Raw genomic sequence first — 26,917 nt, forward strand, 5'->3', positions numbered from 1 at the left:
AACGGATGATGCGGTTTTTCGGACAGTCGATTTTCGTGTTTCTGGCGGCCATGACGGCGCTTCCGGCGCAGGCGCAGCCTGTTCCCGATAAGGATCGCTGCCGGGCGGAGGAAGGCTTTCGCCAGCAGGATTTCACGCTCGGCGAGTGGGATGTCTATGCCGGAGAGGTAAAAATTGCCGAAGTCCGCATGGAACCGGTGCTGAGGGACTGTGCGATAGAAGAACACTGGACGGTCACCGGGGGACGGGAGACGGGTAACGGAATCGGCCTGTTCAGCTATTCTCCGCTGCATGGCGACTGGGGCTATCACTGGGCCAGCGACACGGGATCGACATCGCGCTTCCGCGGCGAACGGGTCGGGCCGGGCGAGATGCGTTATGTGACGCGGCAGCCAGCGCCCGAAGCGGAGGGGGGTGTCCGTGTGCGGCACTGGACGCTGACCGCCATGCCCGATGGAACGATCCGTGAACTGTCCAGAGGCTCGGAGGATGATGGCGAGCACTGGACCATCGAATATGACCTTAAATGGGTCCGCAAGAAATAAGGGGCGCAAGCAATGGGCGGGACATATCCATGAGTAATACGATGCAGAGCGAGGCCGATATCCATACCGGCGCAGACGTCTATCCGGGGGAATCGGAAGCCGAACTCGGTCGCTCGCTCAAGGCGCGGCATGTGTCGATGATCGCGATTGGCGGGATTATCGGGGCCGGCCTGTTCGTCGGCAGCAGCACCGCCATCGTTTCTGCCGGACCGGCGGTTATCCTGAGTTACGGGCTGGCCGGGGCGATTGTGCTGATCATTATGCGAATGCTGAGTGAAATGGCAGTGGCTATTCCCGGCATTCAGTCTTTCCCGGAATTTTCCCGGCTGGGTCTGGGCCATCTGGCCGGTTTCCTTTCCGGCTGGCTCTACTGGTATTTCTGGGTGGTTGTCGTCGCGATCGAAGCGATTGCCGGTGCGGTCATCATCAGTAGCTGGATCCTCTTGCCGACCTGGCTGATCGGTGTGGGGCTGATGGCGGTGCTGACCGCGGTCAATCTGATGTCGACCAAATCCTATGGCGAATTCGAATTCTGGTTCTCTTCGATCAAGGTGGCCGGGATTATCGTCTTTATCCTGATAACGGGTGGTTATGCGCTGGGTGTGCTCAATCCCGCAGGGCCGACTTTCGGCAATCTCACCGAATATGGCGGTTTTGCGCCCAATGGTGCGATGTCGGTACTGGCTACGACGACCAGCGTGATCTTCGCGCTTGTGGGGGCGGAAATCGCCACCATTGCGGCTGCTGAATCCGCCGAGCCGTCACGCACGGTGGCCCGTATGACCAGCACGGTCGCGCTGCGTATCCTTGTATTTTACATCCTGTCGGTCTTCCTGATCGTGGCGGTGGTGCCCTGGAACACCATTGTGCCGGGGCAATCGCCTTTCACCGCCGCTCTGTCGGCTGTGGGTATTCCCGGCGCGGCGATGATTATGAAGGTCATCGTGCTGGTGGCGGTCCTCTCCTGCCTCAATTCGGGCCTTTACGTGACTTCGCGCGTGTTATTCACGCTGGCGGGGCGCGGCGATGCACCGCAGGCGCTCGTCTCGGTCAATAAGCGCAAAGTGCCGGTCCGGGCGATCGTGATGGCGAGCCTGTTCAGCTATGTGGCTCTGGCCGCGTCGGTCCTGTCGCCCGAAGTGGTGTTCAGCTTCCTCGTCAACGCATCGGGCGCGCTGATGCTGATCGTCTATCTGATGATCGCACTTTCGCAGATCCGCCTGCGCCGGCGTTTCGAAGCCGAATGCCCCGAAAGGCTGACCATTCGCACATGGTTCTTCCCCTGGGGCAGCTATCTGGGGGTGGCCGCGATCTGCATCATTCTGGCAGCGATGGCCGCCACGCCCGGAATGGCTGCCGAATTCTGGTCGAGCATTGCCGTGACCGCTTTTTTCGCGCTGCTTTATTTCTTTCTCAGACGAGGCAAGGCCGAGCCGCTCGACCCGCTCGACCCGCTCGACCCGCTCGACCCGCTCGACCCGCTCGCCCATATTGACGCAAATTGAACAAGGAGTCCTGCCATGACTGATGATGATCGTCGCCTGGGAATGGGGTGCCCGATTGCGCGGCGCGATTTCCTCAATGGAACGGCTGTGGCGATCGGCTCGATCGGAGCCGCCAGCCTGAGCAGCCCGGCGATGGCGGGCAGCCTCGCCGGAGCCGCCACCGAGAGCTATCCACCCGCCAAGACCGGTATGCGCGGCAGCCATCCCGGTTCCTTCGAAGTGGCCCATTTGCTGCGCGATGGCGAGCTTCCGATCGATGATGTCGCCGATCAGGGCGAGACATACGATCTGGTGATTGTCGGCGGCGGGATCAGCGGCCTGTCCGCCGCGCATTTCTATCGCAAGCTGGTTGGCCGCGATGCGCGTATCCTGATCCTCGAAAATCACGATGATTTTGGAGGGCATGCCAAGCGCAACGAATTCATGGTCGATGGCAAGCTCGTGGTCATCAATGGCGGTACGCTCAATATCGAGGCGCCGCAGCGCTATAATCGCTGGGCGCGGCAAGTGCTCGACGATATGGGTATCGATGCCGAACGCTATCGCGCCGCCAACACCGATACAGAGAAGCTTTACAGCTCGATGGGGCTGCGGCGCGGCCATTTCTTCGACAAGGAAACCTGGAAGAAAGACCGGCTGGTCGTTCCTCAGGGTGCACCGACGAATTTCGGCGATATGCGCGCCATGTTCACCACGGAATTTCTCGAAAGAACCCCGCTTTCCCCGAAAGCGCGGGCTGACATGATGCGTCTGGTTTCGCCCGATCAGCCCGATTATCTGGCCGGGATGAGCGTTGCCGAAAAGAAGGAGCTTCTCGCGACGACATCTTTCCGGGACTATTATCTCAATTATGTGAAGCTCGATCCCGAAGCGATGTGGTTTTTCCAGCAGATGGGCAATCCGAGCTTCTGTGTCGGTGCCGATGCCACGCCTGCATTGTTCGGCTGGGTGCAGGGCTATCCCGGCTTCGAGAGCCTGGGGCTTGGCGATATTCCCGAAGGTCTGTTCGCCGATCTGCCCGGCGGGCAGCACGGGCGGCAGAAGGAAAGCTGGGATGCGATCCATTTCCCCGACGGGAACGCTACGCTCGCGCGGCTGCTGGTCTCTTCACTGGTGCCCAATGCCACGAAAGCGCGCACGCAGGAGGATATGGGGACTGCCACTTTCGATTACGGCAAGCTCGATCTGCCCTCCAACCCGGTGCGTATCCGCCTCAGCAGCATTGTCGTGAATGTCCGGCACGATGGCGATCCCGCCACGGCAACCGAAGCGGTGGTGACCTATGCCAATGGCGATAAGCTCAAATCGGTGCGCGGCAAATCGGTGATCCTGGCCTGCTGGAACATGGTGATCCCCTATATGATGCCCGAACTTCCCGCCGAACAGCAGGAAGCGCTGCATTACGGGGTCAAGGGGCCGCTGGTCTATACCAGTGTCGCGCTGCGCAACTGGAAAGCGTTCAAGAATCTGGGCGTTTCGACCTTCTCCTGCCCGACCATGTTCCACGATACGGTGGCCTTGACCGAAGCAGTGGATCTGGGGGCCTTGTCGCATGCCCGTTCGGCCGACCAGCCGATTGCGCTGCACCTGACCAAATTCATGAACAAGCCCGGCCTGCCGCGCCGCGATCAGCATCGCGTCGGCCGCGCCGAACTTCTGGAAATGAGCTTCGAGACATTCGAACGCGAGACCCGCAGCCAGCTTGCTCGTCTGCTCGGCCCGGCGGGCTTCGATCCGGCGCGCGATATTGCCGCGATCACGGTGAACCGCTGGCCGCATGGCTATGCCTATACCTATAACAGCCTCTACGATCCGGTCGAATGGGTCTATAGCGAAACCAATAGTCGCCCCTGCGTGGTCGGACGCCAGCCTTACGGGCTGATTTCGATTGCCAATTCCGATGCGGCCGCCAGCCCGCATACGGATGCGGCCATTCTCGAAGCGCATCGGGCGGTCAGCGAAACGATCGAGCGCGAGACCTATCCTTTCGCTCGTCGCACCTAAATCGTACACATATAGTGCTATATGAGGAGCTGTCATCCGCAAGGATGGCAGCTCTTTCGTATGGGGAATGAGATATAAACACCTGAATTCAGGGAATCGGTGCTTAAAAGGCAACATAGTGTACGCACTTGACCACTCCCTTATCCGCAGATCTGTGCGATGATTGTATCCCAACGAACATGACAATGCGTAATGCGGGTTCGGGCTGAAAGCCGCTTCGAACTCAGGGGCCAGCGCTGCGGGAAAGATCCGCAGCGTCTGTTCGGGCTATGTGTTTCACAGATGGGGGAAGCCAATGATGTTTCGAAATGTAACCAGTATGTTTGCCATAGCGGCGGCTTGCGCCTGCGCCATGCCTGCACAGGCGCAAGCGCAGGCACAGGCAGCGGCGCAGGATATGGCGGATGAGGAAGATACGATCATCGTCACCGGCACCCGCCGGACCGACCGTTCGGTGCTCGAATCCGCCGCACCGATCGATGTATTCACGGCAGGCGATCTCGAAAGCCAGTCCTCGGGAGACATGAACAATATTCTGCGTTCGCTGATCCCGTCCTATAATGTCGGGCGCTTTGTCGGCATCCTGTCCGACGGGTCGGGTTTCGTCCGTCCACCCACCTTGCGCGGCCTCCCGCCCGATCAGATTCTGGTGTTGGTGAATGGCAAAAGGCGGCATCGCTCGGCGATGGTTCAGCTCAATGGCGGTCCGCTGGCGAGCGGGGCGCAGGGGCCGGACGTGTCGCAGATTCCGAGCATTGCGATCGAGCGTATCGAAGTGCTGCGCGACGGCGCCTCGGCGCAATACGGGTCCGATGCGATTGCCGGGGTCATCAATTATTCGCTGCGCAAAGCCAGCGAGGGTGTGGATGTGCGCACGCGCTACGGCCAGTATTATGAAGGCGACGGGAAGGATTATCAGGCAGCCATGAATGTCGGCCTGCCGCTCGGCCCCGACGGTTTCATGAATGTATCGGGCGAATTTCTCGATTCCGGCTATACCAGTCGCGGCGGGCAGCGGATCGGTGCGCTGGCGGTGTCGCAATCGCGCCCCGATGTGGAGGTGACCGACCCGATCCAGAAGATCGGCAATCCCAAATCGCGATCCTATCGCCTGTTCGTCAATAGCGGTATTGCGCTGTCGGACAGTTCGGAACTGTATATGTTCGGCAATTATGGCTGGAGCAAGCAGCAGGTCGAATTCAACTGGCGTCAGCCGGTGGATGCAACCGGCCCCGACCAGAACGGGACCGGCACGGCGCTTTATCCGCGCTCCAGCGTGTTTAACGATATCTATCTCGATCAGTTGCCTGACGGGAGCTGGGATACCGATGGGGCAACCTATAATTTCGCCGATCTTTATCCCAACGGGTTCAAACCGCAATTTCAGGGCAAGATCACCGATATTTCGCTGGTTGGTGGCTATAAGGGCGAACTGGATAGCGGCGTGACTTACGATGTGAGTGCCAGTTACGGGCAGAGCCATGTCGAATATTCGATGGACAATTCGCTCAATGCCTCGCTTGGCCCGGATTCGCCGACCAGTTTCTATATGGGCTCGCTCGAACAGCGTGAGACCAATTTCAATGCCGATCTGGCCTATCCCTGGGAGATCGGTCTGGCCTCTCCGGTAACGATCGCCATCGGGGCCGAACACCGCACCGAAGCCTATCAAATCGGTATCGGAGACAATCCCTCTTATGTGGCGGGGCCTTACACCGTGCAGCCGCTCAGCGGCGGAGGGTTCGCCACGCAGGCACCGGGCGTCAGTGGGTTTCCCGGCTATTCACCGAGCTTTGCGGTAGACCGTTCGCGGCGCAGCTATGCCGGCTATATCGATGTGGAAACCGACATTGTCGAAGGGCTGACGCTCGGCCTTGCCGGGCGCTATGAGCATTTCTCCGATTTCGGCAGCACCACCAATGGCAAGATTTCGGCCCGCTATGCCGTATCGCCAATGCTGGCGGTGCGCGGGACGGCCAGCACGGGCTTCCGTGCGCCGACACCGGGGCAACTTTTTACCACAGCGGGAATTACCGGCTTTTTCGGTCCGAACCCCGTGGAGCTGCTGACACTACCGGCGGATAATCCGGCCTCTATCGCTTTCGGGTCAAAGCCGCTTGTCCCTGAAAAGTCGACCAATCTGTCGGCCGGTTTCGTTCTGACGCCGGGCGGCGGGTTCAATCTCACGGTCGATTACTACAACATCAAAGTGCGTGACCGGATGGGCATAGCCAGCTTCATTCTGATCGAGAATGATGAACAGCGGCAGATCCTGCGTCAGGCGGGGCTGACCAACTGGGCGACAGTCGGGCTGGTGCGTTATTTCGCCAATGGATTCAAGACGCGCACGCAGGGTGTCGATCTCACCGCGAGCCACCGCACCAGCACCGGTATCGGCCGGTTCGAAACCACTCTGGCGCTGAATTACAATGCTACCAAAGTGCTTTCGCGCGATCCGGCGGTGGTCGATGAAATGCGTGAAGGCAATATCGAAGACAGCCTGCCCAAATGGCAGGCCACGCTGACCGAAAACTGGTCGCTCGGCCGTTTCTCGCTGACCGCGCGGGGCTATTTCTACGATAGCTTCACGAACTGGGCGCAGCCCGAAGATGGCGGTCCGCTTAATGTCGGCAGCGAATTCGTGGCCGATCTCGAAGCGCGCTATCGGGTCACTGACAGTGTGACTCTGGCAGTCGGGGCGGAGAATCTCTTCGACAATTATCCGGATAAGGATATCCGCGCGCCCGGCCAGCCCAATTCCAACTGGTATGTGCCGACCCAGGCGACGGTGAGCGGCAACCGCTATGTCGACAGCTCGCCTTTCGGCTATAATGGCGGTTTCTGGTATGTGAGGCTCAACGCTTCGTTCTGACGGACAGGCGATCCACCGATATCGAAAAAGGGCGGCATCCATGCGATGCCGCCCTTTTTATGATGACAGACCGCGCCGAAGCGCCAATATTCTTTCGACCCTCAGAAAGCCGGTTCGTAGCCCGGAGGCAGATCGCCTTCGTCACCCTTATTATCGGGATTGTTCGGGCTGTGAATGCCGCATTCGGTCTTGTCCCAGCCGGCCCAGCGGCCCGAACGCGGATCTTCGCCCGGCGCCACCTTGCTGGTGCAGGGCATGCAGCCGATGGAGGGATAGCCCTGCGCCACCAGCGGATGGCGCGGCAGGTCGTGCCGGTCCATATAGGCCTGCAAATCTTCCGCCTGCCAGTCGATCAGCGGGTTGATCTTGAGGCGGCCCTGCGCATCCGAATGATCGATTTCGAAACGCGGCAGATTGGCGCGGGTGCTGGACTGGAAGCTTTTGCGTCCGGTCAGCGATGCGTCATAATGCGCCAGTGCCCCGGCCAGCGGCTTCACTTTACGGATTTCGCAGCAGCCATCCGGGTCCCATGACCAGCGCAGTCCGTTATCGTCCTTTTTGGCCAGTTCCTCTGCATCCGGCGTCAGATTGACCAGATTGGTAAGGCCCAGCTTTTCGATCAGTTCATCGCGATAGGCCAGCGTTTCGGGGAAATGCTTGCCCGTTTCGAGAAACAGGACCGGGGTCGCCGGATCGACCTGCGCCATCAGATGGAGCAGCACGGCGCTTTCCGCCCCGAAGCTGGACACTGCCGCGACATCGCCGGCAAGCCCGTCTTTCAGCACAGCATACAGCACGTCCATCGTCTCCTGCCCGCGAAACATTCGGTTGAGGCGGATGGCATCCGCTTCCGAAAAGCGCGCAGCCGTATCGATCCGGTCGACCGACCGGGTTTCGTCATGAGCGATATTCGTGCTGTCAGTCATGCTGTTACCCCTTATGCCGCAAGGCCCAGATCGGCTGGCGATCGTCGGCGGCGGACTGGTAGACTTCGGGCCAGCGGTTAAAGGCGGCCTGTGCGTCTTCTTCATTCAGCGGAGCGTCGGGTGCGAAAGCATCGAACCCGCAGCGCTTCATATGCGAAAGCTGATCGATCAGCACATCGCCCACGGCGCGCAATTCGCCCTGATAGCCTTCCTCGCGCAGCAACCGGGCGGCGGAATAACCGCGCCCGTCGGTGAAAGCGGGAAAATTCACTTCCACCAGCGCAATACGGTCGAGATGCGGCAGCAACTGGCGGGCATCGTCGCCCGGCTCGATCCGCACAGCCGCAGCATTGGTCTGCCCCAGAAAGGCATCCACCGTTACCGCCGGATCGCTCACCTGAGCGTCGTCACGGAAGCGGAACTGCACGTGATTTTCGGGAGCTGTCTCAGTCATAAAGCGCTTCCTTGAACGGAGCCATGCCAATGCGGCGATAAGTATCGAGGAACCGTTCGCCATCCTGCCTTTCGCGCAGATAGACATCGGTGGCCTTATCCACCGCATCGACTACGCCGTCTTCGTCGAAACCGGGGCCGGTGATCTTGGCGAGCGAGGTATCTTCGCCTTCCGAACCGCCGAAGGAGAGCTGGTAATTCTCCTTGCCTTTCCGGTCCACGCCGAGAATGCCGATATGGCCGGCATGGTGATGGCCGCAGGCATTGATGCAGCCCGAAATCTTGAGCTTCAATTCGCCCAGCGCAGCGGATTTGCCGTTCTTGTCGAAACGCTGCGAAATCTTCTGCGCCACCGGGATCGAGCGGGCATTGGCAAGGCTGCAATAATCGAGGCCGGGGCAGGCGATCATATCGCCGATCTGGTCGAGATTGGCCGTGCCGAGCCCTGCGGCATCGAGCTTTTGCCAGATGGCGTAGAGATCTGCCTTCTTCACATGGGGCAGCCCGATATTCTGCGTGTGCATCACGCGCAGTTCATCGAAGCTGTAGTCTTTCGCCAGATCGGCAATCAGATGCATCTGTTCGGCCGTGGCATCGCCCGGAATGCCGCCCACCGGCTTCAGGCTGATTACCGCGCTGACATAGCCTGCCTGCTTATGCGGATTGGTGTTGGTCTTCACCCACAGCGCGAAATCGGGATCGGACAGATCGAGATCGTCGCTCAGTCCCTCTTCGAAAGCGGGATCGGCGAAATAGGCTTTGATCCGCTCCAGTTCGGCATAAGGCGGCTCCACACCCTGATCGAGCAGATGCTGGAATTCCTCCTCGACCTGACGGGTATATTCTTCCTTGCCCAGTTCATGGACGAGGATCTTGATACGCGCCTTATATTTATTATCGCGGCGGCCATAGCGGTTATAGACGCGCAGGCAGGCTTCGGCATAAGTGATAAGCTGATCCACCGGCACGAAATCGCGGATCACCGGGGAGATCATCGGCGTGCGGCCCATGCCGCCCCCGACATGGAAACGCGCCCCCACTTCGCCCTTTTCATTCTTCAGAATGCGAATGCCGATATCGTGCAGCCGCATCGCCGCGCGATCCTTTTCGGAAGCGATCACGCAGAATTTGAACTTGCGCGGTAAATAGCTGAATTCCGGATGAAAACTCGACCACTGACGCATCAGTTCGGCATAGGGACGCGGATCGATCACTTCATCGGCGGCTGCGCCGGAGAAATGGTCCGAGCTGATATTGCGGATGCAATTGCCGCTGGTCTGGATGGCGTGCATTTCCACCTTGGAGAGGTCGGCCAGAATATCGGCCGCATCTTCCAGTTTGATCCAGTTATACTGAATGTTCTGGCGGGTGGTGAAATGGCCGTAACCACGGTCATACTTGTCGGCAATATCGGCCAGCATATGCATTTGCCGGCTGTTCAGCGTGCCATAGGGCACCGCCACGCGCAGCATATAGGCATGGAGCTGGAGATAGAGCCCGTTCATCAGCCTCAGCGGCTTGAACTGGTCTTCGGTCAGGTGGCCTTCGAGGCGGCGGCGGCACTGGTCGCGAAATTCCGCGACCCGGGCATCGACCATCGCCTGGTCATATTGGTCATATTGATACATCAGACTACCTCTGCGATCGCATCGGGATCGTTGGGTTTGAGCGTAAGATCGGCGCGGACCGTGGGGCCGAGCGCGCGAATGCGTTCCTTGATATGGGCCGGGCGGATGCTGCCGTCAGCGCGCTGTTCCGCTTCCACGGCATAGGGCACATTCACCCGGCGCTCCGCTTCCTCGCTGGCGAGCACGGTTTCCCATTCCTCACCCGCATCGACGGCATCGTCGACATGGATTGACCAGCCTTTGCCGGTCCACCACACGACAGCGCCCGATTTCAGATCATTGCCCGTCAGGATTTTCATTTCTGCGCCTCCAGCGCGATGTGGTTCAGCGCGGCATCATCGGCCTGCGCGGTGACATCCCCGATCACGATCAGAGCGGGGCTTTTGACTTTTTCGGCGCTGACCATATCGGGCAGCCCGGCGAGAGAACTGCGCAATACGCGCATTTCGGGGCGGGCGCCATTTTCGATCACTGCCACCGGCATATCGGGCGAAAGGCCGTCTTCCATCAGCTTCTCGGCGATCAGCGGTGCGGTTTTGACGCCCATATAGATTACCAGCGTGCGGCCCTTTCCGGCCAGGCCGACCCAGTTCTGATCCGACAGGCCCTTGCACTGGCCGGCCACGAAGCTGACGATGCTGGCATGGTCGCGATGGGTCAGCGCTATCTGTGCCGCCGCGGCCGCACCGTTGGCCGCACTGATGCCGGGGACGATTTCGACCTTCACCCCATGCGCCCGCAGGCTTTCTGCTTCTTCGCCGCCGCGTCCGAAAATCAGCGGATCGCCGCCTTTGAGCCGCAGCACATCGCGCCCCGCACGCGCTTCGCGGATCAGGAGCGCATTGATCTCCTCCTGCGGCAGCGTATGTTTCGAGCGGCGCTTGGCGACCGAAATCAGCCGGGCATCGGCCCGTGCCATGGAGAGAATTTTCGGGTCCACCAGCCCGTCATGCACGATCAGCCGCGCTTCCATCAGCAGCCGGGCGGCGCGCAAAGTGAGAAGGTCGGGATCGCCGGGGCCTGCCCCCACGAGATAGACTGTTCCTGCCTGTTCCATGGCCCCGAGATGGCGAAGCAGGCCGCAGAGTGCCAGCGAGAATGGTTTTGGCGCAGGGTAGGTAAGCTTTAGGCTCTGAGCCCGGGAGCTAAAGACAGGCTATGGCGCCTTCTTCGCGTTCTTCCGCCCGCCACGGTAAATATCGGCCCTCACAATGGCACGATTCACGCCGTGCAGGGGAGAGAGACGATGCCGCAGGACAGGTCCGATCGGCGGCATGAGCCGGGAAAGCTCCACAGAATATTACCGCATCCTCAAAGGCAGGCGCGACCGTCCCGACCTCGAAAAGTTCAGCGTCATAAGGCAGCGGCTTGTAGCGCAGCACCGAGGCGGCAATGAAACCGGTTTCCCCCTTCGCTGGACGCAATTTCGCAGAAGTGCGTGTCATCCAGCTCCGGGGTACCGCCGGTCCGTACCCGTAAGTCTTTTGAAGATGTCTACCTTCTCCGGAGGGTAGATACGATCGACCTCGGCATTCTTGCGGAAATCGCCGACCCCTAACGGCGCGCGCAGGAACTTCTGCTGTAAAAGGCCGCACCTTCTCTTCTGGACCCGCAGGTAGTCCATGATGTTATCGGTTATGGCTCTTGGTCAGGCCGGAACTTTGGCCGCCTCGGTTTCTTCATCCATCATCGCCTGCAACATGCGCCGTCCAAGCACCGCATTGCGATCGGTTTTGATCATGAGTTCAGTCGGGTTTCCACCGACAAGTTCGATCATCTTCTCTATTTCCTCCGAGGCGAAGATATCCTCTTCGATGACCGGTCCCAGGCTCTTTTTCGCGTTTTCAACATTCGCCTGCTCGCCAATCGTTGCGATTGCAAAGAAATAGTAGCTGGTCGTCCGGGTAGCGGGCGTGATCGCGTGGAAGACGAGGCCTCGCTGGATCGGCTCGCCCGCCAGCTCCGGGTGATCGGCTGCATATATGTGATTTGAGAAGCCGGCATGAAAACTGGGGAGATAAAAATCCATGCCAACGACCTGATCGACTGCTCCGGTATAGCCGAAACGCTTCTGAATGTGAGGTGTGGCGGGAGCCCCGACGATATGGCGTCTGCTGCGCAGGACATTGGCGTCCTGCGTTACGACTTCCGGAACTGTCGCATTCTCAAGCACACCGATGCTGGTGCCATGCAGGAACGCGAGGTGAGTGAGGTCGAGCAGATTGTCGTTCAGCAACTGATACCGGCATTTGACCTCGTTGAAGAAGATCGGCTCAGCCTTGGTTCCTTCAGTGTAGAAGCCAATCTCCTCGAGGTCGGGAAGAAGGGAAGGATCTGCCTTTTCCGGATCACCCATCCAGATCCACAGCCAGATCCCGTGTTCCACCAGCGGGTAGGTGGGGATTTTATATGTTCCAGGCACGACCTTTTGTGATGGGATGTGGGTGCACCGGCCATCGGGACCAAAAGCGATCCCGTGATATCCGCATACGATATCATCGCCGTTTACCGTACTTTTGCCAAGCGGGAAATTGCGGTGCGGGCAACGGCCACCCACAGCAACGGCTTCGCCATCCGCCTTGCGATATAGCGCTACCGGAAGGCCAAGGATTGTGCGCGCGAGCGGCTTCTCGGTGATTTCTGTGCTAAATGCCGCAACATACCAGCAGTTGCGGGGTGCGAAAGAACCTTCCCTGAAGGGGTACATAATCCATCTCCCAACGAATCGAACACTGTTCGTTTTGTTCAGGGTTTCCCTTTTTCCCAAGGTATGGTCAAGGGCAGATATGTCATTTTCGAAACTCTCAGCCGATTTGATAATCGCGGAGGCGATCCAGCTTCTTCAAGAAGAGGGTTTGTCGGGTGTATCCTTGCGCAAGGTTGCCAAGCGGCTCGATGCGAGCGTTTCTTCGCTCTACTGGCATGTTAAGGATCGAGAGGCCCTCTATACTTTAATGTCCGGTCGGATATTCCGGAAATGCGTGGAAGAGGTGCCGGCTTGTTCCAACTGGGAGGATTGGCTCAAAGCTTTCGGGATGTCGCTTTGGCAAGCGCAGGTCGATATTCCCGATATTCAGAAATTAATACTCCAGGCCCGGCCTGACAATGAAACTCTGTCAGCATTGAGGATGGACTTGATCGGCCAGTTAACGCGGTTAGGTGCCGACGCTGACCAGGCGGCCTTCGCTCAGACTTCAGTTCAAGCTCTGGTTACAGGCTGGACCACTCTTGGGCGCAATGTGGCGGGTCGCGAAGGGGCCAGAGAAATCGGGTATGCGATCGAAGTGCTCATCGAAGGTATCCATAGTATAGCTGCCAAAAGACGCTGAGATTCCGCGGTAAGGCGGATTGTGGAGGAGCGAAGCTGGCCTTCCGCTCAGGTGAGGGCAAGCCTTACCGATGGCTTCGACCATTTCGCGAGCGGGTCGGGCGGACAATGGCTCTGCTCGCTTCGGTTCTGGCCCCGTTCGGCGGCTTTCTGGCCCTGTTAGGAGCCGTTCTGCGCCCCGTCTGAGGAAGGGGCGGTACCCGTGTCACCCCCTCTTTGTTCGATGCGTTGAGATATTGCTGCTATAAGCTGGTCGAATTGTGCGTTGGAGCGCAAATTAAGGTCACGCTGGGGAAACGGAATTTCAATCCCTTTTTCCTGAAACAGCCACCACAGATTTTTCAGCACTTCGGAACGGACATTACCCACACCATCTTCAGGATCGTTGATCCAGCACTGAATCACGAAGTCGACCGAACTGTTGCCATAATTGTCGAGCCAGACGGAAGGGGGCGGCGTGTCCAGCACCCGCTTGGCCTTCTTGGCGGCCTCCAGCATCAGCTCTTCGGCCAGTTTGATATCGCATTGATAGGAAATTCCCACCGGCACCTGAATCCGCACAACCTTGCTGGAATAAGACCAGTTTTCCACCTGATTGATCATCAATTGTTCGTTCGGAATCAGATATTCGCGCCGGTCTCTGGTGGTCACAGAAACCGCACGAATCCCGATCTTGCGGATCTGCCCGAAGGTGGAATTGCCTGCCTGATCCGAAATCGCAATCACGTCACCCGGCTTGATCGAACGGTCCATCAGCAAAATGATTCCGGCGATCAGATTGCCGAATGTCTTTTGCAGACCGAAGCCGATGGCAAGGCCGAAAGCCCCGGAAAACACAGTCAAAGCCGTAAGATTAATGCCGAGAATATCGATCCCGATCAGAATGGCGATTGCCCAGACCACCAGAGTCAGCAGCTTTTCGCCAAGCAATTGTTGCGCCGGATTGAGCCGTGTCAGACGGTTGAAAAGACTATGCGCCAATTTGCTGCCGACCTGCGCGCACACAACGATGGCGGCCAGCACCATGACGACCAGAAGCGCACTCCACACGGAAATGCGAGTGGAACCGACAGTAAAGCCGATGGCATCCAGCTTTTCGATAATTCCGCCGATTGTCACCGAATGCTGAGTAACGGCATCCTTGATACTTTCCGCAGCTCCGACAGCCTGCTCGGTGGGTTGTGCCGCCGGAGTAGCTGTCGATGAGGCTGACGACGCAGCTTCACCAGCCTGCGGGTAAAGCAGGCTGGTGAGTGAATTGCCTGTTTCAGGAGCCGCTGTATCGGCGGAAGCTGTCATCCGGGTTCCATTTTTTCAAAGGCCTGGGCCAAGTCTGCCAGCAAATCATCGGCGTCTTCGAGCCCGATGGCAAGCCTGATCCCATATCGGTCGCTCTGCGATATGCCTTCGGGGGGCCAGGCGGTTGCACTGCGAGCGCGGCTGGGTTCGAAAGGTGTGGCGAGACTTTCATACCCGCCCCAGCTATAGCCGATCCCGAACAGTTCCAGCGCATCGATAAAGCGCGATTGCGCCTGTACATCGCAATCGCGCAGAAGGAAGCTGAACAAACCGCAGCCACCGGTAAAATCGCGGGCCCAGAGATCATGCCCCGGTGCACCGGGCAGCATGGGGCACATGACCCGCGCAACTTCCGGGCGGGTGTTCAGCCATTCCGCCAGTTTCAGCGCTGTAGCTGTAGATTGCTTCAGCCGGACATGCATGCTGCGCAAACCGCGCAAGGCGAGGGCTGCGTCATCGGGCGAGACTACAATGCCCAGCGCCTGCGACTTCAGCCGCACCCGATTGTACAATTCTTCCCCGGCTGCCACGCTGCCCATCATGAGATCGGAATGTCCGCCGACATGCTTGGTCAGAGCCATGATAGTTATATCGCAGCCATGGACGAGCGGGTTGAAGCCGAGCGGGCTGGCCCAGGTATTGTCGATCAGGCTGAGTGCGCCCTTGTCGCGCGCAATGGCGGCAAGGGCCGGAATGTCGCAGACTTCCAGCGTCAGACTGCCCGGTGCTTCGAGCAGAACGGCTTTTGTCCTGTCGCAGAACTGATCGGGAAAACCGTCCAGATCCAGCGGGTCGAAAAAGCGTGTCTCGATACCGAAATCGGCCAGCAAGGTACGCGCCGCATCCCGGCTCGGCTCATAGACATTATCGGTCATCAGCAGCACATCGCCGGCTTTGAGCACGCTTAGCAACGCGCCGGAGATCGCTCCAAGACCGCTTGGAAACAGTACCGTACCATAGGCACCCGGTTCCAGTTCGGTCAGGGCTTCCGACAGAGCCCACTGTGTTGGCGAACCCCGGCGGCCATAATGGAAATGCCCGTCTGCATTGGGATGGCCGCCGCGTAAATCCTGACTGTTTTCATAGAGGTGCGTACTACCGCGCCAAACAGGTGGATTAACTACCGGCCATGTCCATTCCTTGCGGCGCCCACCACTAACGATCCGGGTGGCAGGCTTACAGTCTTTATGCGAACTCATTCAGCGGGTCCTGTCGCTTTGGGGGTTTCGGGATCGGCGGCCCATTCGCTCCAGCTGCCATCATACAGAGCGACATCGTCCTTACCCAGAAGATGAGCTGCGAACAGAAGCACTGCGGCGGTAACGCCGCTGCCGCAAGTCGTGATCAGCGGTTTGGACAGGTCGATTCCGGCCTGTTCGAACATAGCCCGTATGGTGTCTGTGGATTTGAAGGTGCCATCTTCCCGATAGAGGAAGTTGAAAGGCAAATTATGCGAGCCGGGAATATGGCCGCTGGGAATATTCCCGCGAAAATCGGGCGTTATGCCGCTGAACCGTCCGGAATCGCGTGCATCGAGCACTTGTTCTGACTGGCTGGTGCAATTGACGAGTATCTCGGCCTTGCTACGGACTTCGCCGGGCCCCTGAGAAGGTGTGAATTGGCCGCCACCGCCTTCATTATAACCATGTTCAAGAAGCCGGTCTTCAGCGCGCCATTTGGCAAGTCCGCCATCGAGAATCGCTACATCGCGGGCACCGTTATGACGGAGAATGAACCAAGCGCGAGCGGATGTTTTCACATCGCTGTCATCATAGATCACGATGCGGCTGGTCTCGCTCACACCCAGTCTGGTCAATCGTTCGGCCAGCTGATCGGGGCGGGGAAGAGCGGCGGGAACGGGGCTTTCAGGATCGATCAGGCGTGAAAGATCGAGAAAACGGGCACCCGGAATATGCGCTTCGGTGAATTCTGCCGCAGCATTGCGCTGCGCGGTGGGGAGATGGCTGGACGCATCGAGGATTACGAGGTCCGGATCATCCAGCCTTGCCGCCAGCCATCTGGTCGAAACAAGAGATTCCATGGCTCTAAGGGGTAGACTGTGTAGCACGAGCCGTCGAGGGGCGAGTTGTCCAACCCGGCTGAGTTCGGATCAGGCAAAGGCGCGTTGCGATAATTCGGTATAGACGCGTGGCCCCTGATCGAGGCGGAACGGCTGCAAACCACCTCCTGAGCGGGCGGGTCGAAGACCGACAAGCGATGTCTGGATCAATGTTTTAGGCAGCCCTTCGGCAGAAACGCGGAATCGAGCGAGTGGGACAAAAAGAGAGGCGTTACCCTGACGGATCGGTCGAATGTGGCCGAAAGGCAGGCGAAATTCGCCGTTGAAGACGTAATTGCTGCCCGGTGCCAGATAATCGATTCGTTCCAGCTCCTCCATGGTGTGCAGTTCGCTGGCCAGTTGCTCTTCGCGGGTCAGTGAGGCGTGGGCAGCGATGAGATCACCGCTGAGCGCGAGATCTCGTAGTGGCCCTTCGCCATTATTGCTCAGCATCAGCCGGTAAGATAATGTGGCGTTCAGCAGGGTAAGCGATAATTCACGCACATCCAGTGCAATCCTCAGCGGACCCTGCTGGGATGCTTCCGTATTATCTTCTTTCTCGATCTCCTCGCTGGAAGAGGCTGGCTCAACCGGTACGGGGGGCGGTTCGGGTTGGCGTATCGGCTGGCTTGGGGCTGGTTTTGCGACAGGAGAAACTATGGGAGGTTCGATCCGTTTAGGCTTGCGCAAAGCGCTGTGGCGTTTCCACCAGACGAAACCGCCCGCCGCACCGACGACCAGCACCAGGAAGCCAATCAACCATGGCCAGAATGCAGTTTCACCCGGTTCCTTATTGACTGCTGGTTCCGGAGCCGGTGCGGCTGCGGTTTCGGGCGCTGCTGGCTCGACAGTGCCTTCATGCTCCGTTGTGGTCGGTGCCTGTTCGGGCGCAGATGCTGCGTTGCTCTCTGCCGTGGTGGCCGGCTCACTGCTTTGCTGCGTCGGGGATGGCGTTGACCGTGGAGGCTGTGCCTGGGTTTGCGGAACGGGCGCGGGTACTTGTACCTCAGGCGTCGGTATTTGCGTGGCGCGCGGTGTTTGCTTGGGTTGCGGAGTGACTGCCGGTCGAGGGCTTGAATCTTCTTGCGGCTCCGGTGCCGGTTCAGGCTCGCGAGCAGGTGCGTTCCGGGGCGTTGTGGGAGCCGGTTCATCTTCAACCACCGGCCCTTGCACTTCAGGAGTCTCATCGCTTGAAGGGGGTAGCTGGAATCCGGTTATGGAATTCGGATTCGCCGAGACGGGGGCAGCGATCAGGAGGGCCAGGCCGGTAAGGATAAGGTGACGAATGGTCATAGCTCGGATGTTATGCGCTAAAAATGCGCCAAGCGGGGAAGCGCTGAATAGCGGCTGAATTATTCACGTCAAACCGACTACTTGTGCGATGGCTTCGATCAGGGCATCAGCGTTGCATGAGTGACACTCCCGAACAGACCCATCCACTTCACCTCGGCCAGCAAAGTGCCTTGCCGGTCTCGCCCGAAGATGCGGTACTGGACTATGTGCCGAACCCGCGCAAAGGCAGCCTGTATCTGATCCGTTTCGCGGCACCTGAATTTACGTCGCTCTGCCCGGTGACAGGGCAGCCCGACTTCGCTCATCTGGTGCTGGACTATGCGCCGGAGGAAACGATCGTGGAATCCAAGAGCCTGAAGCTTTTTCTTGGTTCGTTTCGCAATCATTGCGGTTTTCATGAAGACGTGACGGTCGGAATCGGTCAGCGCCTGTTTGATGAAATGAAGCCACGCTGGCTCAGGATTGGTGGATATTGGTATCCACGGGGCGGTATTCCGATCGATGTTTTCTGGCAGAGCGGTTCGCCACCTGAAGGCCTGTGGGTGCCCGATCAGGGAGTCGCCTCCTATCGCGGGCGTGGTTAGATTTATCCGATGAGTTCGGCCACCATGCCCGGATAGCGCAGCACTGCATTATGGACGCGCACGATCCGGCGCATTTGGTCGACCATTAAAGCGAAATCGTCCTGGCTATTCTGGCGCATGATCCATCGCTGGGCGATACGGACTTGCTCGTAATATTCCGGAAATGTCTGTTGGCCCAGTTCGGTGATCTGGTAGATACGCTCCCGCTTATCGGTCTGCGAACGCTTCCAGCCGATCATTCCGCGCTTTTCCAGCCCGCGCATGATGACCGAACAGGTCGAAGGATCGAGCCCGAACAGTCGTGAAAAGGCTCCCTGTGTGATCGAGCGACGATGACGCAGAATGAACAGCAGCGAGAATTGCCGCAGTGTAACGTTAAGCCCGGCTGTGCGAGCGATACATTCTGCTTGAAGAGCCTGTAGTAAGCGGCGGACCAGAAAGCTTGTCGCATCGTCGAGATCGGGCGCGCCTTCTGACGGATCGCGTTGCCAGGGAGGAGCGGCGGTTTCACCATCGCGAGCGATGTTTTGTAATATAGAGATAAGGGCCTGATGGGCTTCTGCGCTATCGCCTTGGGCAAGCCAGACCTGAAGCCTGGCAAAATGTTCCCTTATTGCTGTCATTTCGTCGCGTGCCCTATCGCTCAGATCGGCCAGCAGGACGCGTCGGTCCTTCGCATCGCTGTAACGTATCATGCGGCCAGCTTTTTCCAGATTACTGACAATATAGGCCGTTGTTGATTTGTCATTTCCTGCAGCCCGGGCCAGATCAATCTGTGACATCGCCCCGCGACGATCGATCAGCAGCATCAGTTCCGCCTGTGGTAAAGTGACATCCGGTGTCAGTTCGGCGAACAGAACCGTGCAAATCTGGTCAATGCGTGCGGCAAGAAATCCAGGCTTATAAAGAAACTGCTGCATTAATTCCGTGTCGGAATTAAACGTATCCTGTTCCGAAGCGAGAAGTGCAGTTTGCATAGTAATGACTGCCGATTACCTGATTGTTATCCAATCCAAATACCACCGAATGTTAGTATTCGAAAGCTACTAATATCGTTGGTCAATAAGTAAAAGAAAACGTTAAAAATGCCTTTGATCGCTTCATGGGAGTGTAAATTATCTCGGTAAAATAAACAGAACCGCGCCTTATCCGCTTCTCCGCCTTAGGGTGAAACACTGTATATAACCTATAGAAATTATTAATAAAATCACGGTACAAATTAACTTTGTTATCATCGCAAGGCGCAAAAAATGCACAAATGTACGCCTTGCCTGACATAGTGAGAGCGTGAAAATGGGTCGCATCATTTACGCAGAGGATGATGAAATCGTTGCGCAGATTGTAATCGATGCGTTGATGAATGCCGGCCACGCTGTAGGGTGGCTACAGGACGGGGACGAGGCTTTGCGTGCTATGCGTTTTCGTCCACCGGATCTTGCTATTCTCGATCAGAATATGCCCGTTATGAACGGCGGAATGGTACTGCGTGAGATGCGTGTGATTGAAAGTCTGGTCATGGTACCGGTTCTCATGCTTACTGCTATTGATGCTAAGCAGAGCCAGAATATCGCCTTCTACGAAGGGGCGGATGACTACATGACAAAGCCGTTTGATCCGGATGAGCTCGTGTTTCGCGCAGAACAGCTCATGGATCAAAAATTCCGCCGTGCCCGGCCGACATTTTGACGCCCCGGAGGCCACGTATCTTTACTGGCATCCGGGGCGGTCCTGTTCGCCGGACGATTTACTTACTGTCCAGATTAAGCGCGTTGCTGATGGTAAAGAACATATCGCTCTGATCGGTCAGTCCCAGAAAATTAGAAGCATGCGGACCGAAAGCCGCTACCCGAAGCTGCGTTCCGGTATGGCCCTGTGAACCTTCTTCCTGGGTAGCGTAATTGACTGTCATGACCGCATCGTCTGCTGTGATGAGCGACCGGGTGAGTCCAGGTGACTTCACATCGTTATAAACAATCTGACTGGTATGGGCGTGGTCTGCGGTTACGATTACCAGAGTGTGTCTGTCGGCCCTGGCAAAATTCAATGCAACCTGCACGGCTTCATCGAGATCGACAGTTTCACCGATCTGGCCGCAAGGATTGGCAGCATGGTCCTGTTTGTCGATCGATGCGCCTTCGACCTGCAGGAAGAAGCCTTTTGGATTGGATTTCAGAAGATTGATCGCCTTGGCAGTCATTGCAGCAAGCTTGGGAATGTCGTTAGTGCGTTCGGGATTAGCGGTGCAGCGCACGGGTGCTTCATTGATATTGCCGTAGTGAGTGGCCCGAGGCCCGGTCCAGCGGGTCGGCATAGTGTCTTCTGAAAACAGCCCAAGTAAAGGTTTGCGCTGATTGGCTGTATCGACAGCAGCCAGCTCCTGAGCATTGCGTACAATGGTAAAGCCGCGTTCTAAGGCTTGAGTCGAAAGAGTTTTACCGGCCCACTCGCCGGCTTTTGCGGTGTCTTCGAAGGATGCCGAGCCGCCCCCTAGTGTCACATCGGGGCGCGAATCGAGCAGCTGCTCCGAAATGGAGCCTGCACCACCATTTTCGAGCGCATTTTCAGGACATTTTTCGCTGGTAACCGAAGGGCTGTAGCAGCGGCGCTGCACGACATGGGCGATCTGAGCTGCTGGTGTCGCATCCTGAATAGCGGCGGTGGAAACGTCACCTGTGGCATAGCCAGCCTGTTTTGCGAGCATAAGCAGGCTGGGATGCGGCTGGCCGTGAATATCAACGGAAATCGCGCCATTATAAGTCTTAACTCCGGTAGCCCACTCACTGGCTGAGGCAGCTGAGTCCGTTACATAATTCGGTTTACCGGTTTCCCGGTGGAGCGAATAATGCGTGTATTGACCTGTAAACGGCAGAGCATCGATACCTTCGAAATAACCACCGGCGCCCTTTGCATAATTGCGCGCAACAGTGATCTCGGAATCGCCCATCCCATCGCCGATCAGCAAAATAACGTTGTGAACGTCACCATCCTTTAGCAACCTACGATATTCGTCGGTCATATCGGTGGCCTTCAACCGCCTTGCTCCACCTTTTTCACTCAAAACGCCCTTGGCCGCGCGAGACAGGTTCGGGCTGTCCTGCGCCATACCGGCGGCAGACAGGGTAATACTTGTGGCGAGCACGCCGCTCAGAAGAACGGAACGGAATAGGCGGGGCATAATCACTCCTGACAAATGGGGGCAACCTGAGAGGGCCCATTTCGCCCTATGTATGACATGATAATGACAAAAGCCGGAGCGGGCGTTCAATTGATTCTCAGCGCTCGAAAATCACGACCGCTGGGCTGTTGGAAAAGCTGTAATCCAAATTCGGGCAGAATAGCGATCAGATGATCGAATATATCGGCTTGAATGGCTTCATATTCGGTCCAGGCAGTGGTTTGCGTAAAGCAATAGATCTGTAGAGGCAGGCCCTGGGCGCTTGGGTCGAGCTGACGGACCATCAATATGCGATTGCTCCACAAGCTTGGATGGTGACGGAGATAGGCAATCACATAGGCTCGGAATGTTCCGATATTAGTGATCCGGCGTTGATTGAGCGGATCGCCATCGTCCAGCATTCCGTTCCATTCGGTTAATTCTTTCGACTTTTCGTCCAGATAATCGGAAATCAGTGCGAAGCGATGAAGGTTACTGATCTGCTCCTCGGTAAGAAAACCGATTGTATTTTGATCGATAGGAAGTGCACGCATAATCCGTCGTCCCCCGGATTCTTCCATTCCCCGCCAGTTTTTATAACTTTCCGATATCAGTCGATGGGTTGGAATGGTGGTGATCGTTTTGTCCCAATTGCGAACTTTCACCGTGTGCAGTGCGATGTCGAACACTTCCCCGTCGGCGTTCAGATCGGGCATCTCGATCCAGTCGCCGACGCGGAGCATGTCGTTCGATGTGAGCTGAACAGATGCCACCAGAGAGAGGATCGTGTCGCGAAATACCAGCAGAAGAACTGCGGCCATCGCACCAAGTCCGGAGAGTATCAGTAGCGGGGATTGTTCGAGCAAAGCCGCAATGATCAGAATCGCGGCACCGGCGAACATCGCGATTTTCAGAACCTGAATATAACCCTTGATTGGCCTGCTCGCCGCATCGGGACGGCGGCGATACAATTCGTTGGCAAAATTGAGTGCGTTATTGATTGCCAGAACGATTGTGAGAATGATGAAAGCCGTGCAGATATTGCGCGTAAGCGATACCAGCTCGGGCGAAAGATGCGGAATGGCTGTAACACCGCCCGACACAATCAGCACCGGCACAATATTGGCAAGACGAGCGACAATTGCTGCCGGAGCGGGGGTGTCATGCGGCAAAAGCTGGATAGCAAAGCGCAGGATCACCTTTTTGACGATGAGATTGGCAAGGCTGGAAGCCAGAGCGAGAACGGCGATACCGATCAGGGTCTCGACCCAGAAAGGCAGGTCTTTTGCGATAGTAGGAATCAGGTCGGAGGCACTTGATAGGGAAGTCATGATAAAATGGCTGGCTCTTCTCTGATCGTGATCGGTCTGAAGTGGCGATAATTGCCGAGAGCGTTGTGCCTAGAGTGCTGGATTTCAATTGACAAATTTTGACTGTCTCAGCGCCTGTCGCGCTGCGTTTGCGAAGGGTGAGACGTTAGTCTCATTGTATTCAATATAGAGCGAAGGAGAGCTTTGATGATAATCTATGCTGATAGTCTTTAAGCATTGTGAATCCTGCAAATTTGACGCTAATATCCTTTGATTGACGCATTATTTTCAACAAAATTAGGCAATTTTTGCCGAAATGACGCGTTCCTTGCTGTAAAACGCTATTCGGGCTGGACGGTCTCGTAATCCGGTGTATTTGTATCCAACGTGACTGACTATTCATCCTTGTTCGTTCCTCTGCTCGCGCTTCTCGCTGCAGGGGCGGGGGCCGGTTTCGCCGGTGGACTTTTTGGTATTGGGGGCGGCTTTGTCGTGGTTCCGGCCCTTATGCTGATCCTGCCATTACTGGGAGCTTCGCCGGGTGAGGTGACGCATGTTGCGATCGGAACCTCTCTGGCGACGATTATCTTTACTTCGCTGCGCTCGGTTTCGGCTCACGCCCGGCGTGACGCGGTGGATGTAAGCGTATTGCGAAGCTGGGCACCTTGGGTGGTATTGGGGACCGTGCTGGGTTCCTTCGTTGCAGGGCGTGTATCCAGTGTGACGCTGGCCATGATCTTCGGTGTCGGCGTGTTGCTCTTTGCCGCCTATTTTCTCATCCCGGCAAAAGCTGAGCGGCGTGCCTTTGCAGCTATGCCAGATGGTGCTGTGCGGATGAGTCTTGCCGGAGGTTTGGGCATGTTGTCCGCGCTGCTCGGCATTGGCGGGGGAACGATTGCAACCCTTGTGATGACGAGTTGCGGCACGCCCATTCATCGTGCCATCGGGACAGCTTCGGGTATGGGCGCCATTATCGCGATACCTGGCACTATAGGTTTTATTGCCATCGGGCTGGCGCAGCCAGGTACGCCGTGGGGATCGTTCGGCTATGTCAATATACCTGCCGCGCTAGCCATTATTGCGACATCTATGCTGACCGCTCCGCTGGGCGTGGCGGCGGCGCACAAGCTCAGCCCAGCGCTGCTGCGCAAAGTTTTCGGAGTATATCTGGTCGTTGTAGGCGTGACGATGATGACCAATAGCTAAACAGTCAGGGGGCAGATGATGACAGATGTAAATCGCAGATTGTTTCTAACAGGATCGGCCGCAGCTACAGGACTTGCCGCCATGGCAAATACGCAGGTCCTGGCGGCAACGGCACAGGCAAAACAGGTTGGCGGGCTGTTCGGTCCTCTTGCAGGCAATGCGCAGCTCAGTCGAAATGAAAACCCATTCGGCCCTGCGCCAAGCGCCTTGCAGGCCGTATCCGATACAATGGCGAAAGGCTGTTATTATGCCGATAGAGGTGTTCGCAAGCTGACCGAAATGATTGCGGAGCGGCATAATGTATCGCCTTCGCAGGTCGTTGTCGGTTCGGGATCGACGGAAATCCTTTCCGCCGTTGCTTTGGCCTGGGGGCGTAAGGGATCCATTCTGTGTCCCGGGCTCTTCTGGGACACGACGGTGCAATATGGTGAAAGGCAGGGCGCCAAGGCTATCCGCGTGCCACTGGCAGGCGATATGAATGTCGATCTGCCGGCCATGCAGGCAGCGATGAATGACAGCGTTTCGCTGGTCCATATCTGCAACCCGAACAACCCTACCGCGATGCTGGCCGATCCGGCCGCAATGCGCCGTTTCGCCGGACAGGTTTTGCCCAAAGCGACATTGCTTGTGGACGAAGCCTATAATGAGCTGGTCGATGACCCAGAGGGTAACTCGTTGATTGATCTGGTCCGTGACGGGAAAGATGTCATTGTCTGCCGAACATTCTCGAAAATCTATGGCATGGCCGGTATGCGAGTCGGCTATGGGATTACCAGCGAGGAAAATGCTAGTCTGATCCGTGGCTATCTGATGAGCTTTGGCGGCAATGTCTCCGGTCTTGCGGCAGCCATCGGTTCCTACAACGATACAGCCTTTCTCACACGCTCTAAAGCGATGATTCGGGAAGGGAGGGAAATGATCCTCGATGCCGTGTCGCGGGCGGGGCTGACGGCTCTGCCCTCTCAGACCAATTTCGTGTATGTTGAAGTGCCTGATGCGGATGCGGTGCAAAAGGCCATGGCGGAAAGAGGGGTTTCGATCCGCGGGGCTTATGGCGATTGGACACAATATTCCCGCGTCAGCACAGGTAAGATGGACGATGTGCAGCGATATGCGGCTGCCTTGCCGGAGATTATCGACAAGCTCCGGGTATAGATCAGTCGCTGGCAGGAGAGGAGCCGGGGCCACATGGTGAGGATTGGAAACAGGATTGCATTAGCAGCGGGTTTGGCATGCGTGTCTGTATCACCAGCTGCGGCCGACGTGCTGGTTGATATCAGTAGTGAAAGACTGGAGCACACGGTTCCCTTCCCTGTTTTCAAGGCAGATGCATCCTGGCCTCGTTTGCCTGAAGAAATGATTCTGGGGCAGGTGCCCGGCCTGGCGGTTGATCAGGAAGATACGATATGGATTCTGACTCGGCCTAATTCACTCAGTCCAACTGATCGTGGACTTGATACGAACCCACCATCTGCTGTGGCATGCTGCACTACGCCGCCTCATGTGATGCGCTTCGATCAAGAAGGGAATTTGCTGCTGGCCTGGGGCGGTGCGGATTATGCTGCGGAGTTTAGCGGAGATAATCAATGGCCTGCCAATGTGCATGGCCTTCATGCCGCTGATGATGGAACGATCTGGATCGGCGGGAACGGTGATGGCGATCATGTAGTCCTCAACTTCACTATGGATGGAGAGTATATCCGTCAGATCGGGAGGCGGGGCACAACCGGGGGCAATCTGTCGGAAACTGCGCTGGGCAACCCGGCAGACATCAGCGCAAATGACGAACGCATTCTGATTGCCGACGGCTACATCAATAAACGCATTGCGGCATTTGATTCAGATGCGCTGGATCTTGCTTACATGTGGGGAGCTTATGGAAAGCGTCCCTCTGCGCCCGCGCGCGAAGGCGCCTTTGACCAGAGCCAGGCGACCAGCTCCAGTGATGGCGGTGCTGACACCGAATCCACAAGTTTTGGCGACATCGTCCATTGCGTGGTCCGGGGACCTGAACGGACCGTCTATGTCTGTGATCGCCGGAACAACCGTTTGCAGCTGTTCCGGGAAACGCCGGAGGGTGTCGAATTTTTGCGCGATATTGTCATTGCCCCTGAAACCGGCGGGACGCGTACTGCTTCGGATGTCGCTTTCAGCCCCAATGGCAAGTATGTTTATGTGGCTGACATGATGAATGGCCGGGTGTGGATTTTGCTACGCAAGACGCACGAAATTCTTGGCAGTTTCGGCAAGAATGGCCGATATCCCGGCCAGTTCATCTGGCTGCATAGCGTAGACGTGGATAGTCAGGGCAATGTCTACACAACCGAAGTCGGGACTGGCCGCAGGGTTCAGCGCTTTGTCTTTACCGGATTTGATGATTGACAGGTGATGCTCGGGATAAGCGTTTCGGCAAAACTTTCTACTTCAAAAGCAAACTAGCCATCTAATCAATGTGATGGAAGCGTATATTCTCTTATTCTTTGATCCTATTCATCTATATAGACTGAATAGGCTTAGTGAACATAGAATACATATGGAACGGAATAATCTTTATATGCCACTATCCCGCTTGTCGCTCTTCACTTTCATTATCGCTCTCACGCCAGCCATCCCAGTCGCGAAACATTAGGCTTCGTGGACAAAGCTTGACCTGAGACTGAGCGCTTGATTCAAGGCTACCTTTTGGAGGCAGCGTTGGGCGAGCGGATCGGTGTAGCGGATGAGGAGTGGGCGCTGATCGGGCCGCTGCTG

24 protein-coding genes are annotated in these 26,917 nt (G+C 57.1%); 10 read left to right on the plus strand and 14 right to left on the minus strand.

Annotated features, from left to right (window positions below):
* The first annotated feature begins 5 nt into the window (after positions 1-5).
* The 4 genes from D6851_RS10010 to D6851_RS10025 all read left to right on the plus strand — a co-directional run bounded on the left by D6851_RS10010 (position 6) and on the right by D6851_RS10025 (position 6,926).
* Positions 6-545: a hypothetical protein gene (locus D6851_RS10010; RefSeq protein WP_120324727.1), complete on the plus strand. Its 540-nt coding sequence runs from the start codon at positions 6-8 to the stop codon at positions 543-545.
* Positions 546-574: 29 nt separating this feature from the next.
* Entirely contained in the window at positions 575-2,050 is a 1,476-nt protein-coding gene (locus tag D6851_RS10015) for an amino acid permease (RefSeq protein WP_238474026.1), read from the plus strand.
* Between the two features lie 15 nt (positions 2,051-2,065).
* Entirely contained in the window at positions 2,066-4,054 is a 1,989-nt protein-coding gene (locus D6851_RS10020; RefSeq protein WP_210210343.1) for an NAD(P)/FAD-dependent oxidoreductase, read from the plus strand.
* Between the two features lie 295 nt (positions 4,055-4,349).
* Complete coding sequence (locus tag D6851_RS10025) at positions 4,350-6,926, plus strand: TonB-dependent receptor plug domain-containing protein (protein ID WP_120324729.1); 2,577 nt, start codon at positions 4,350-4,352, stop codon at positions 6,924-6,926.
* A gap of 101 nt (positions 6,927-7,027) precedes the next feature.
* Here the strand turns inward: D6851_RS10025 and D6851_RS10030 are convergent, their stop codons facing one another.
* The 7 genes from D6851_RS10030 to D6851_RS10065 form a co-directional block, all read right to left on the minus strand.
* The gene (locus tag D6851_RS10030; RefSeq protein ID WP_120324730.1) at positions 7,028-7,852 is read right to left on the minus strand and encodes a phosphoadenylyl-sulfate reductase; all 825 of its coding nucleotides are present in this window, start codon (positions 7,850-7,852) and stop codon (positions 7,028-7,030) included.
* Positions 7,853-7,856: 4 nt separating this feature from the next.
* Entirely contained in the window at positions 7,857-8,306 is a 450-nt protein-coding gene (locus tag D6851_RS10035; protein ID WP_120324731.1) for a DUF934 domain-containing protein, read from the minus strand.
* Entirely contained in the window at positions 8,299-9,933 is a 1,635-nt protein-coding gene (locus tag D6851_RS10040) for a nitrite/sulfite reductase (RefSeq protein WP_120324732.1), read from the minus strand. Before D6851_RS10040 ends, D6851_RS10035 begins: the two co-directional genes overlap by 8 nt.
* Positions 9,933-10,232, minus strand: a complete 300-nt coding sequence (locus tag D6851_RS10045; protein ID WP_120324733.1) for a DUF2849 domain-containing protein — start codon at positions 10,230-10,232, stop codon at positions 9,933-9,935. Before D6851_RS10045 ends, D6851_RS10040 begins: the two co-directional genes overlap by 1 nt.
* Complete coding sequence (gene cobA, locus D6851_RS10050; RefSeq protein WP_120324734.1) at positions 10,229-10,990, minus strand: uroporphyrinogen-III C-methyltransferase; 762 nt, start codon at positions 10,988-10,990, stop codon at positions 10,229-10,231. The genes D6851_RS10045 and cobA overlap by 4 nt, the downstream gene beginning before the upstream one ends.
* A gap of 88 nt (positions 10,991-11,078) precedes the next feature.
* Entirely contained in the window at positions 11,079-11,378 is a 300-nt protein-coding gene (locus tag D6851_RS10055; protein ID WP_120324735.1) for a hypothetical protein, read from the minus strand.
* 203 nt (positions 11,379-11,581) lie between these two features.
* A complete protein-coding gene (locus tag D6851_RS10065; protein WP_238474027.1) occupies positions 11,582-12,700 on the minus strand; it encodes a Rieske 2Fe-2S domain-containing protein in 1,119 nt (372 codons plus the stop codon).
* A 19-nt stretch (positions 12,701-12,719) separates the two neighbouring features.
* Between D6851_RS10065 and D6851_RS10070 the strand changes: the two genes are divergently transcribed.
* The gene (locus D6851_RS10070) at positions 12,720-13,262 is read left to right on the plus strand and encodes a TetR/AcrR family transcriptional regulator (RefSeq protein ID WP_120324738.1); all 543 of its coding nucleotides are present in this window, start codon (positions 12,720-12,722) and stop codon (positions 13,260-13,262) included.
* A 158-nt stretch (positions 13,263-13,420) separates the two neighbouring features.
* Here D6851_RS10070 and D6851_RS10075 read toward each other — a convergent pair whose 3' ends face one another.
* The 4 genes from D6851_RS10075 to D6851_RS10090 all read right to left on the minus strand — a co-directional run bounded on the left by D6851_RS10075 (position 13,421) and on the right by D6851_RS10090 (position 17,912).
* Positions 13,421-14,560 (minus strand): mechanosensitive ion channel family protein, encoded by a 1,140-nt coding sequence (locus tag D6851_RS10075; protein ID WP_120324739.1) that lies wholly within the window; start codon positions 14,558-14,560, stop codon positions 13,421-13,423.
* The gene (gene metC / locus D6851_RS10080) at positions 14,557-15,759 is read right to left on the minus strand and encodes a cystathionine beta-lyase (RefSeq protein WP_120324740.1); all 1,203 of its coding nucleotides are present in this window, start codon (positions 15,757-15,759) and stop codon (positions 14,557-14,559) included. The genes D6851_RS10075 and metC overlap by 4 nt, the downstream gene beginning before the upstream one ends.
* Positions 15,756-16,601 carry a 3-mercaptopyruvate sulfurtransferase gene (sseA, locus tag D6851_RS10085; RefSeq protein ID WP_120324741.1) on the minus strand — a complete coding sequence of 282 codons (846 nt, stop codon included), beginning with the start codon at positions 16,599-16,601 and terminating at the stop codon, positions 15,756-15,758. Before sseA ends, metC begins: the two co-directional genes overlap by 4 nt.
* 69 nt (positions 16,602-16,670) lie before the next feature.
* Positions 16,671-17,912, minus strand: coding sequence for a superantigen-like protein SSL4 (locus tag D6851_RS10090; RefSeq protein WP_120324742.1), 1,242 nt, complete (start codon positions 17,910-17,912; stop codon positions 16,671-16,673).
* Between the two features lie 116 nt (positions 17,913-18,028).
* Between D6851_RS10090 and queF the strand changes: the two genes are divergently transcribed.
* A complete protein-coding gene (gene queF / locus D6851_RS10095) occupies positions 18,029-18,496 on the plus strand; it encodes a preQ(1) synthase (RefSeq protein WP_120324743.1) in 468 nt (155 codons plus the stop codon).
* Positions 18,497-18,498: 2 nt separating this feature from the next.
* On the opposite strand, the gene D6851_RS10100 is transcribed toward queF, so the two are convergent.
* Positions 18,499-19,473: a MarR family winged helix-turn-helix transcriptional regulator gene (locus D6851_RS10100; protein ID WP_120324744.1), complete on the minus strand. Its 975-nt coding sequence runs from the start codon at positions 19,471-19,473 to the stop codon at positions 18,499-18,501.
* Between the two features lie 316 nt (positions 19,474-19,789).
* Here D6851_RS10100 and D6851_RS10105 point away from each other — a divergent pair, with 316 nt between their 5' ends.
* Positions 19,790-20,182 carry a response regulator transcription factor gene (locus D6851_RS10105; RefSeq protein ID WP_120324745.1) on the plus strand — a complete coding sequence of 131 codons (393 nt, stop codon included), beginning with the start codon at positions 19,790-19,792 and terminating at the stop codon, positions 20,180-20,182.
* Positions 20,183-20,240: 58 nt separating this feature from the next.
* Here the strand turns inward: D6851_RS10105 and phoA are convergent, their stop codons facing one another.
* Together phoA and D6851_RS10115 are read right to left on the minus strand one after the other, a co-directional pair.
* Positions 20,241-21,671, minus strand: a complete 1,431-nt coding sequence (gene phoA, locus D6851_RS10110; protein WP_120324746.1) for an alkaline phosphatase — start codon at positions 21,669-21,671, stop codon at positions 20,241-20,243.
* An 86-nt stretch (positions 21,672-21,757) separates the two neighbouring features.
* A complete protein-coding gene (locus D6851_RS10115) occupies positions 21,758-22,981 on the minus strand; it encodes a mechanosensitive ion channel family protein (protein WP_120324747.1) in 1,224 nt (407 codons plus the stop codon).
* A gap of 366 nt (positions 22,982-23,347) precedes the next feature.
* Between D6851_RS10115 and D6851_RS10120 the strand changes: the two genes are divergently transcribed.
* From D6851_RS10120 to D6851_RS10130, 3 genes are all read left to right on the plus strand, one after another.
* Entirely contained in the window at positions 23,348-24,166 is an 819-nt protein-coding gene (locus tag D6851_RS10120; protein WP_238474028.1) for a sulfite exporter TauE/SafE family protein, read from the plus strand.
* 81 nt (positions 24,167-24,247) lie between these two features.
* Positions 24,248-25,321, plus strand: coding sequence for a pyridoxal phosphate-dependent aminotransferase (locus D6851_RS10125; RefSeq protein WP_210210344.1), 1,074 nt, complete (start codon positions 24,248-24,250; stop codon positions 25,319-25,321).
* A gap of 81 nt (positions 25,322-25,402) precedes the next feature.
* Entirely contained in the window at positions 25,403-26,548 is a 1,146-nt protein-coding gene (locus D6851_RS10130; protein WP_238474029.1) for an NHL repeat-containing protein, read from the plus strand.
* Positions 26,549-26,917 lie beyond the last annotated feature (369 nt).

The organism is Altericroceibacterium spongiae (assembly GCF_003610805.1).
GTDB classification, from domain to species: domain Bacteria; phylum Pseudomonadota; class Alphaproteobacteria; order Sphingomonadales; family Sphingomonadaceae; genus Altericroceibacterium; species Altericroceibacterium spongiae.

Coding starts and splice junctions, on each gene's coding strand:
- D6851_RS10010 (WP_120324727.1), top strand. CDS start 6: ATGATGCGGTTTTTCGGACAGTCGATTTTCGTGTTTCTGGCGGCCATG.
- D6851_RS10015 (WP_238474026.1), top strand. CDS start 575: ATGAGTAATACGATGCAGAGCGAGGCCGATATCCATACCGGCGCAGAC.
- D6851_RS10020 (WP_210210343.1), top strand. CDS start 2,066: ATGACTGATGATGATCGTCGCCTGGGAATGGGGTGCCCGATTGCGCGG.
- D6851_RS10025 (WP_120324729.1), top strand. CDS start 4,350: ATGATGTTTCGAAATGTAACCAGTATGTTTGCCATAGCGGCGGCTTGC.
- D6851_RS10030 (WP_120324730.1), bottom strand. CDS start 7,852: ATGACTGACAGCACGAATATCGCTCATGACGAAACCCGGTCGGTCGAC.
- D6851_RS10035 (WP_120324731.1), bottom strand. CDS start 8,306: ATGACTGAGACAGCTCCCGAAAATCACGTGCAGTTCCGCTTCCGTGAC.
- D6851_RS10040 (WP_120324732.1), bottom strand. CDS start 9,933: ATGTATCAATATGACCAATATGACCAGGCGATGGTCGATGCCCGGGTC.
- D6851_RS10045 (WP_120324733.1), bottom strand. CDS start 10,232: ATGAAAATCCTGACGGGCAATGATCTGAAATCGGGCGCTGTCGTGTGG.
- cobA (WP_120324734.1), bottom strand. CDS start 10,990: ATGGAACAGGCAGGAACAGTCTATCTCGTGGGGGCAGGCCCCGGCGAT.
- D6851_RS10055 (WP_120324735.1), bottom strand. CDS start 11,378: ATGACACGCACTTCTGCGAAATTGCGTCCAGCGAAGGGGGAAACCGGT.
- D6851_RS10070 (WP_120324738.1), top strand. CDS start 12,720: ATGTCATTTTCGAAACTCTCAGCCGATTTGATAATCGCGGAGGCGATC.
- D6851_RS10075 (WP_120324739.1), bottom strand. CDS start 14,560: ATGACAGCTTCCGCCGATACAGCGGCTCCTGAAACAGGCAATTCACTC.
- metC (WP_120324740.1), bottom strand. CDS start 15,759: ATGAGTTCGCATAAAGACTGTAAGCCTGCCACCCGGATCGTTAGTGGT.
- sseA (WP_120324741.1), bottom strand. CDS start 16,601: ATGGAATCTCTTGTTTCGACCAGATGGCTGGCGGCAAGGCTGGATGAT.
- D6851_RS10090 (WP_120324742.1), bottom strand. CDS start 17,912: ATGACCATTCGTCACCTTATCCTTACCGGCCTGGCCCTCCTGATCGCT.
- queF (WP_120324743.1), top strand. CDS start 18,029: ATGAGTGACACTCCCGAACAGACCCATCCACTTCACCTCGGCCAGCAA.
- D6851_RS10100 (WP_120324744.1), bottom strand. CDS start 19,473: ATGCAAACTGCACTTCTCGCTTCGGAACAGGATACGTTTAATTCCGAC.
- D6851_RS10105 (WP_120324745.1), top strand. CDS start 19,790: ATGGGTCGCATCATTTACGCAGAGGATGATGAAATCGTTGCGCAGATT.
- phoA (WP_120324746.1), bottom strand. CDS start 21,671: ATGCCCCGCCTATTCCGTTCCGTTCTTCTGAGCGGCGTGCTCGCCACA.
- D6851_RS10115 (WP_120324747.1), bottom strand. CDS start 22,981: ATGACTTCCCTATCAAGTGCCTCCGACCTGATTCCTACTATCGCAAAA.
- D6851_RS10125 (WP_210210344.1), top strand. CDS start 24,248: ATGGCAAATACGCAGGTCCTGGCGGCAACGGCACAGGCAAAACAGGTT.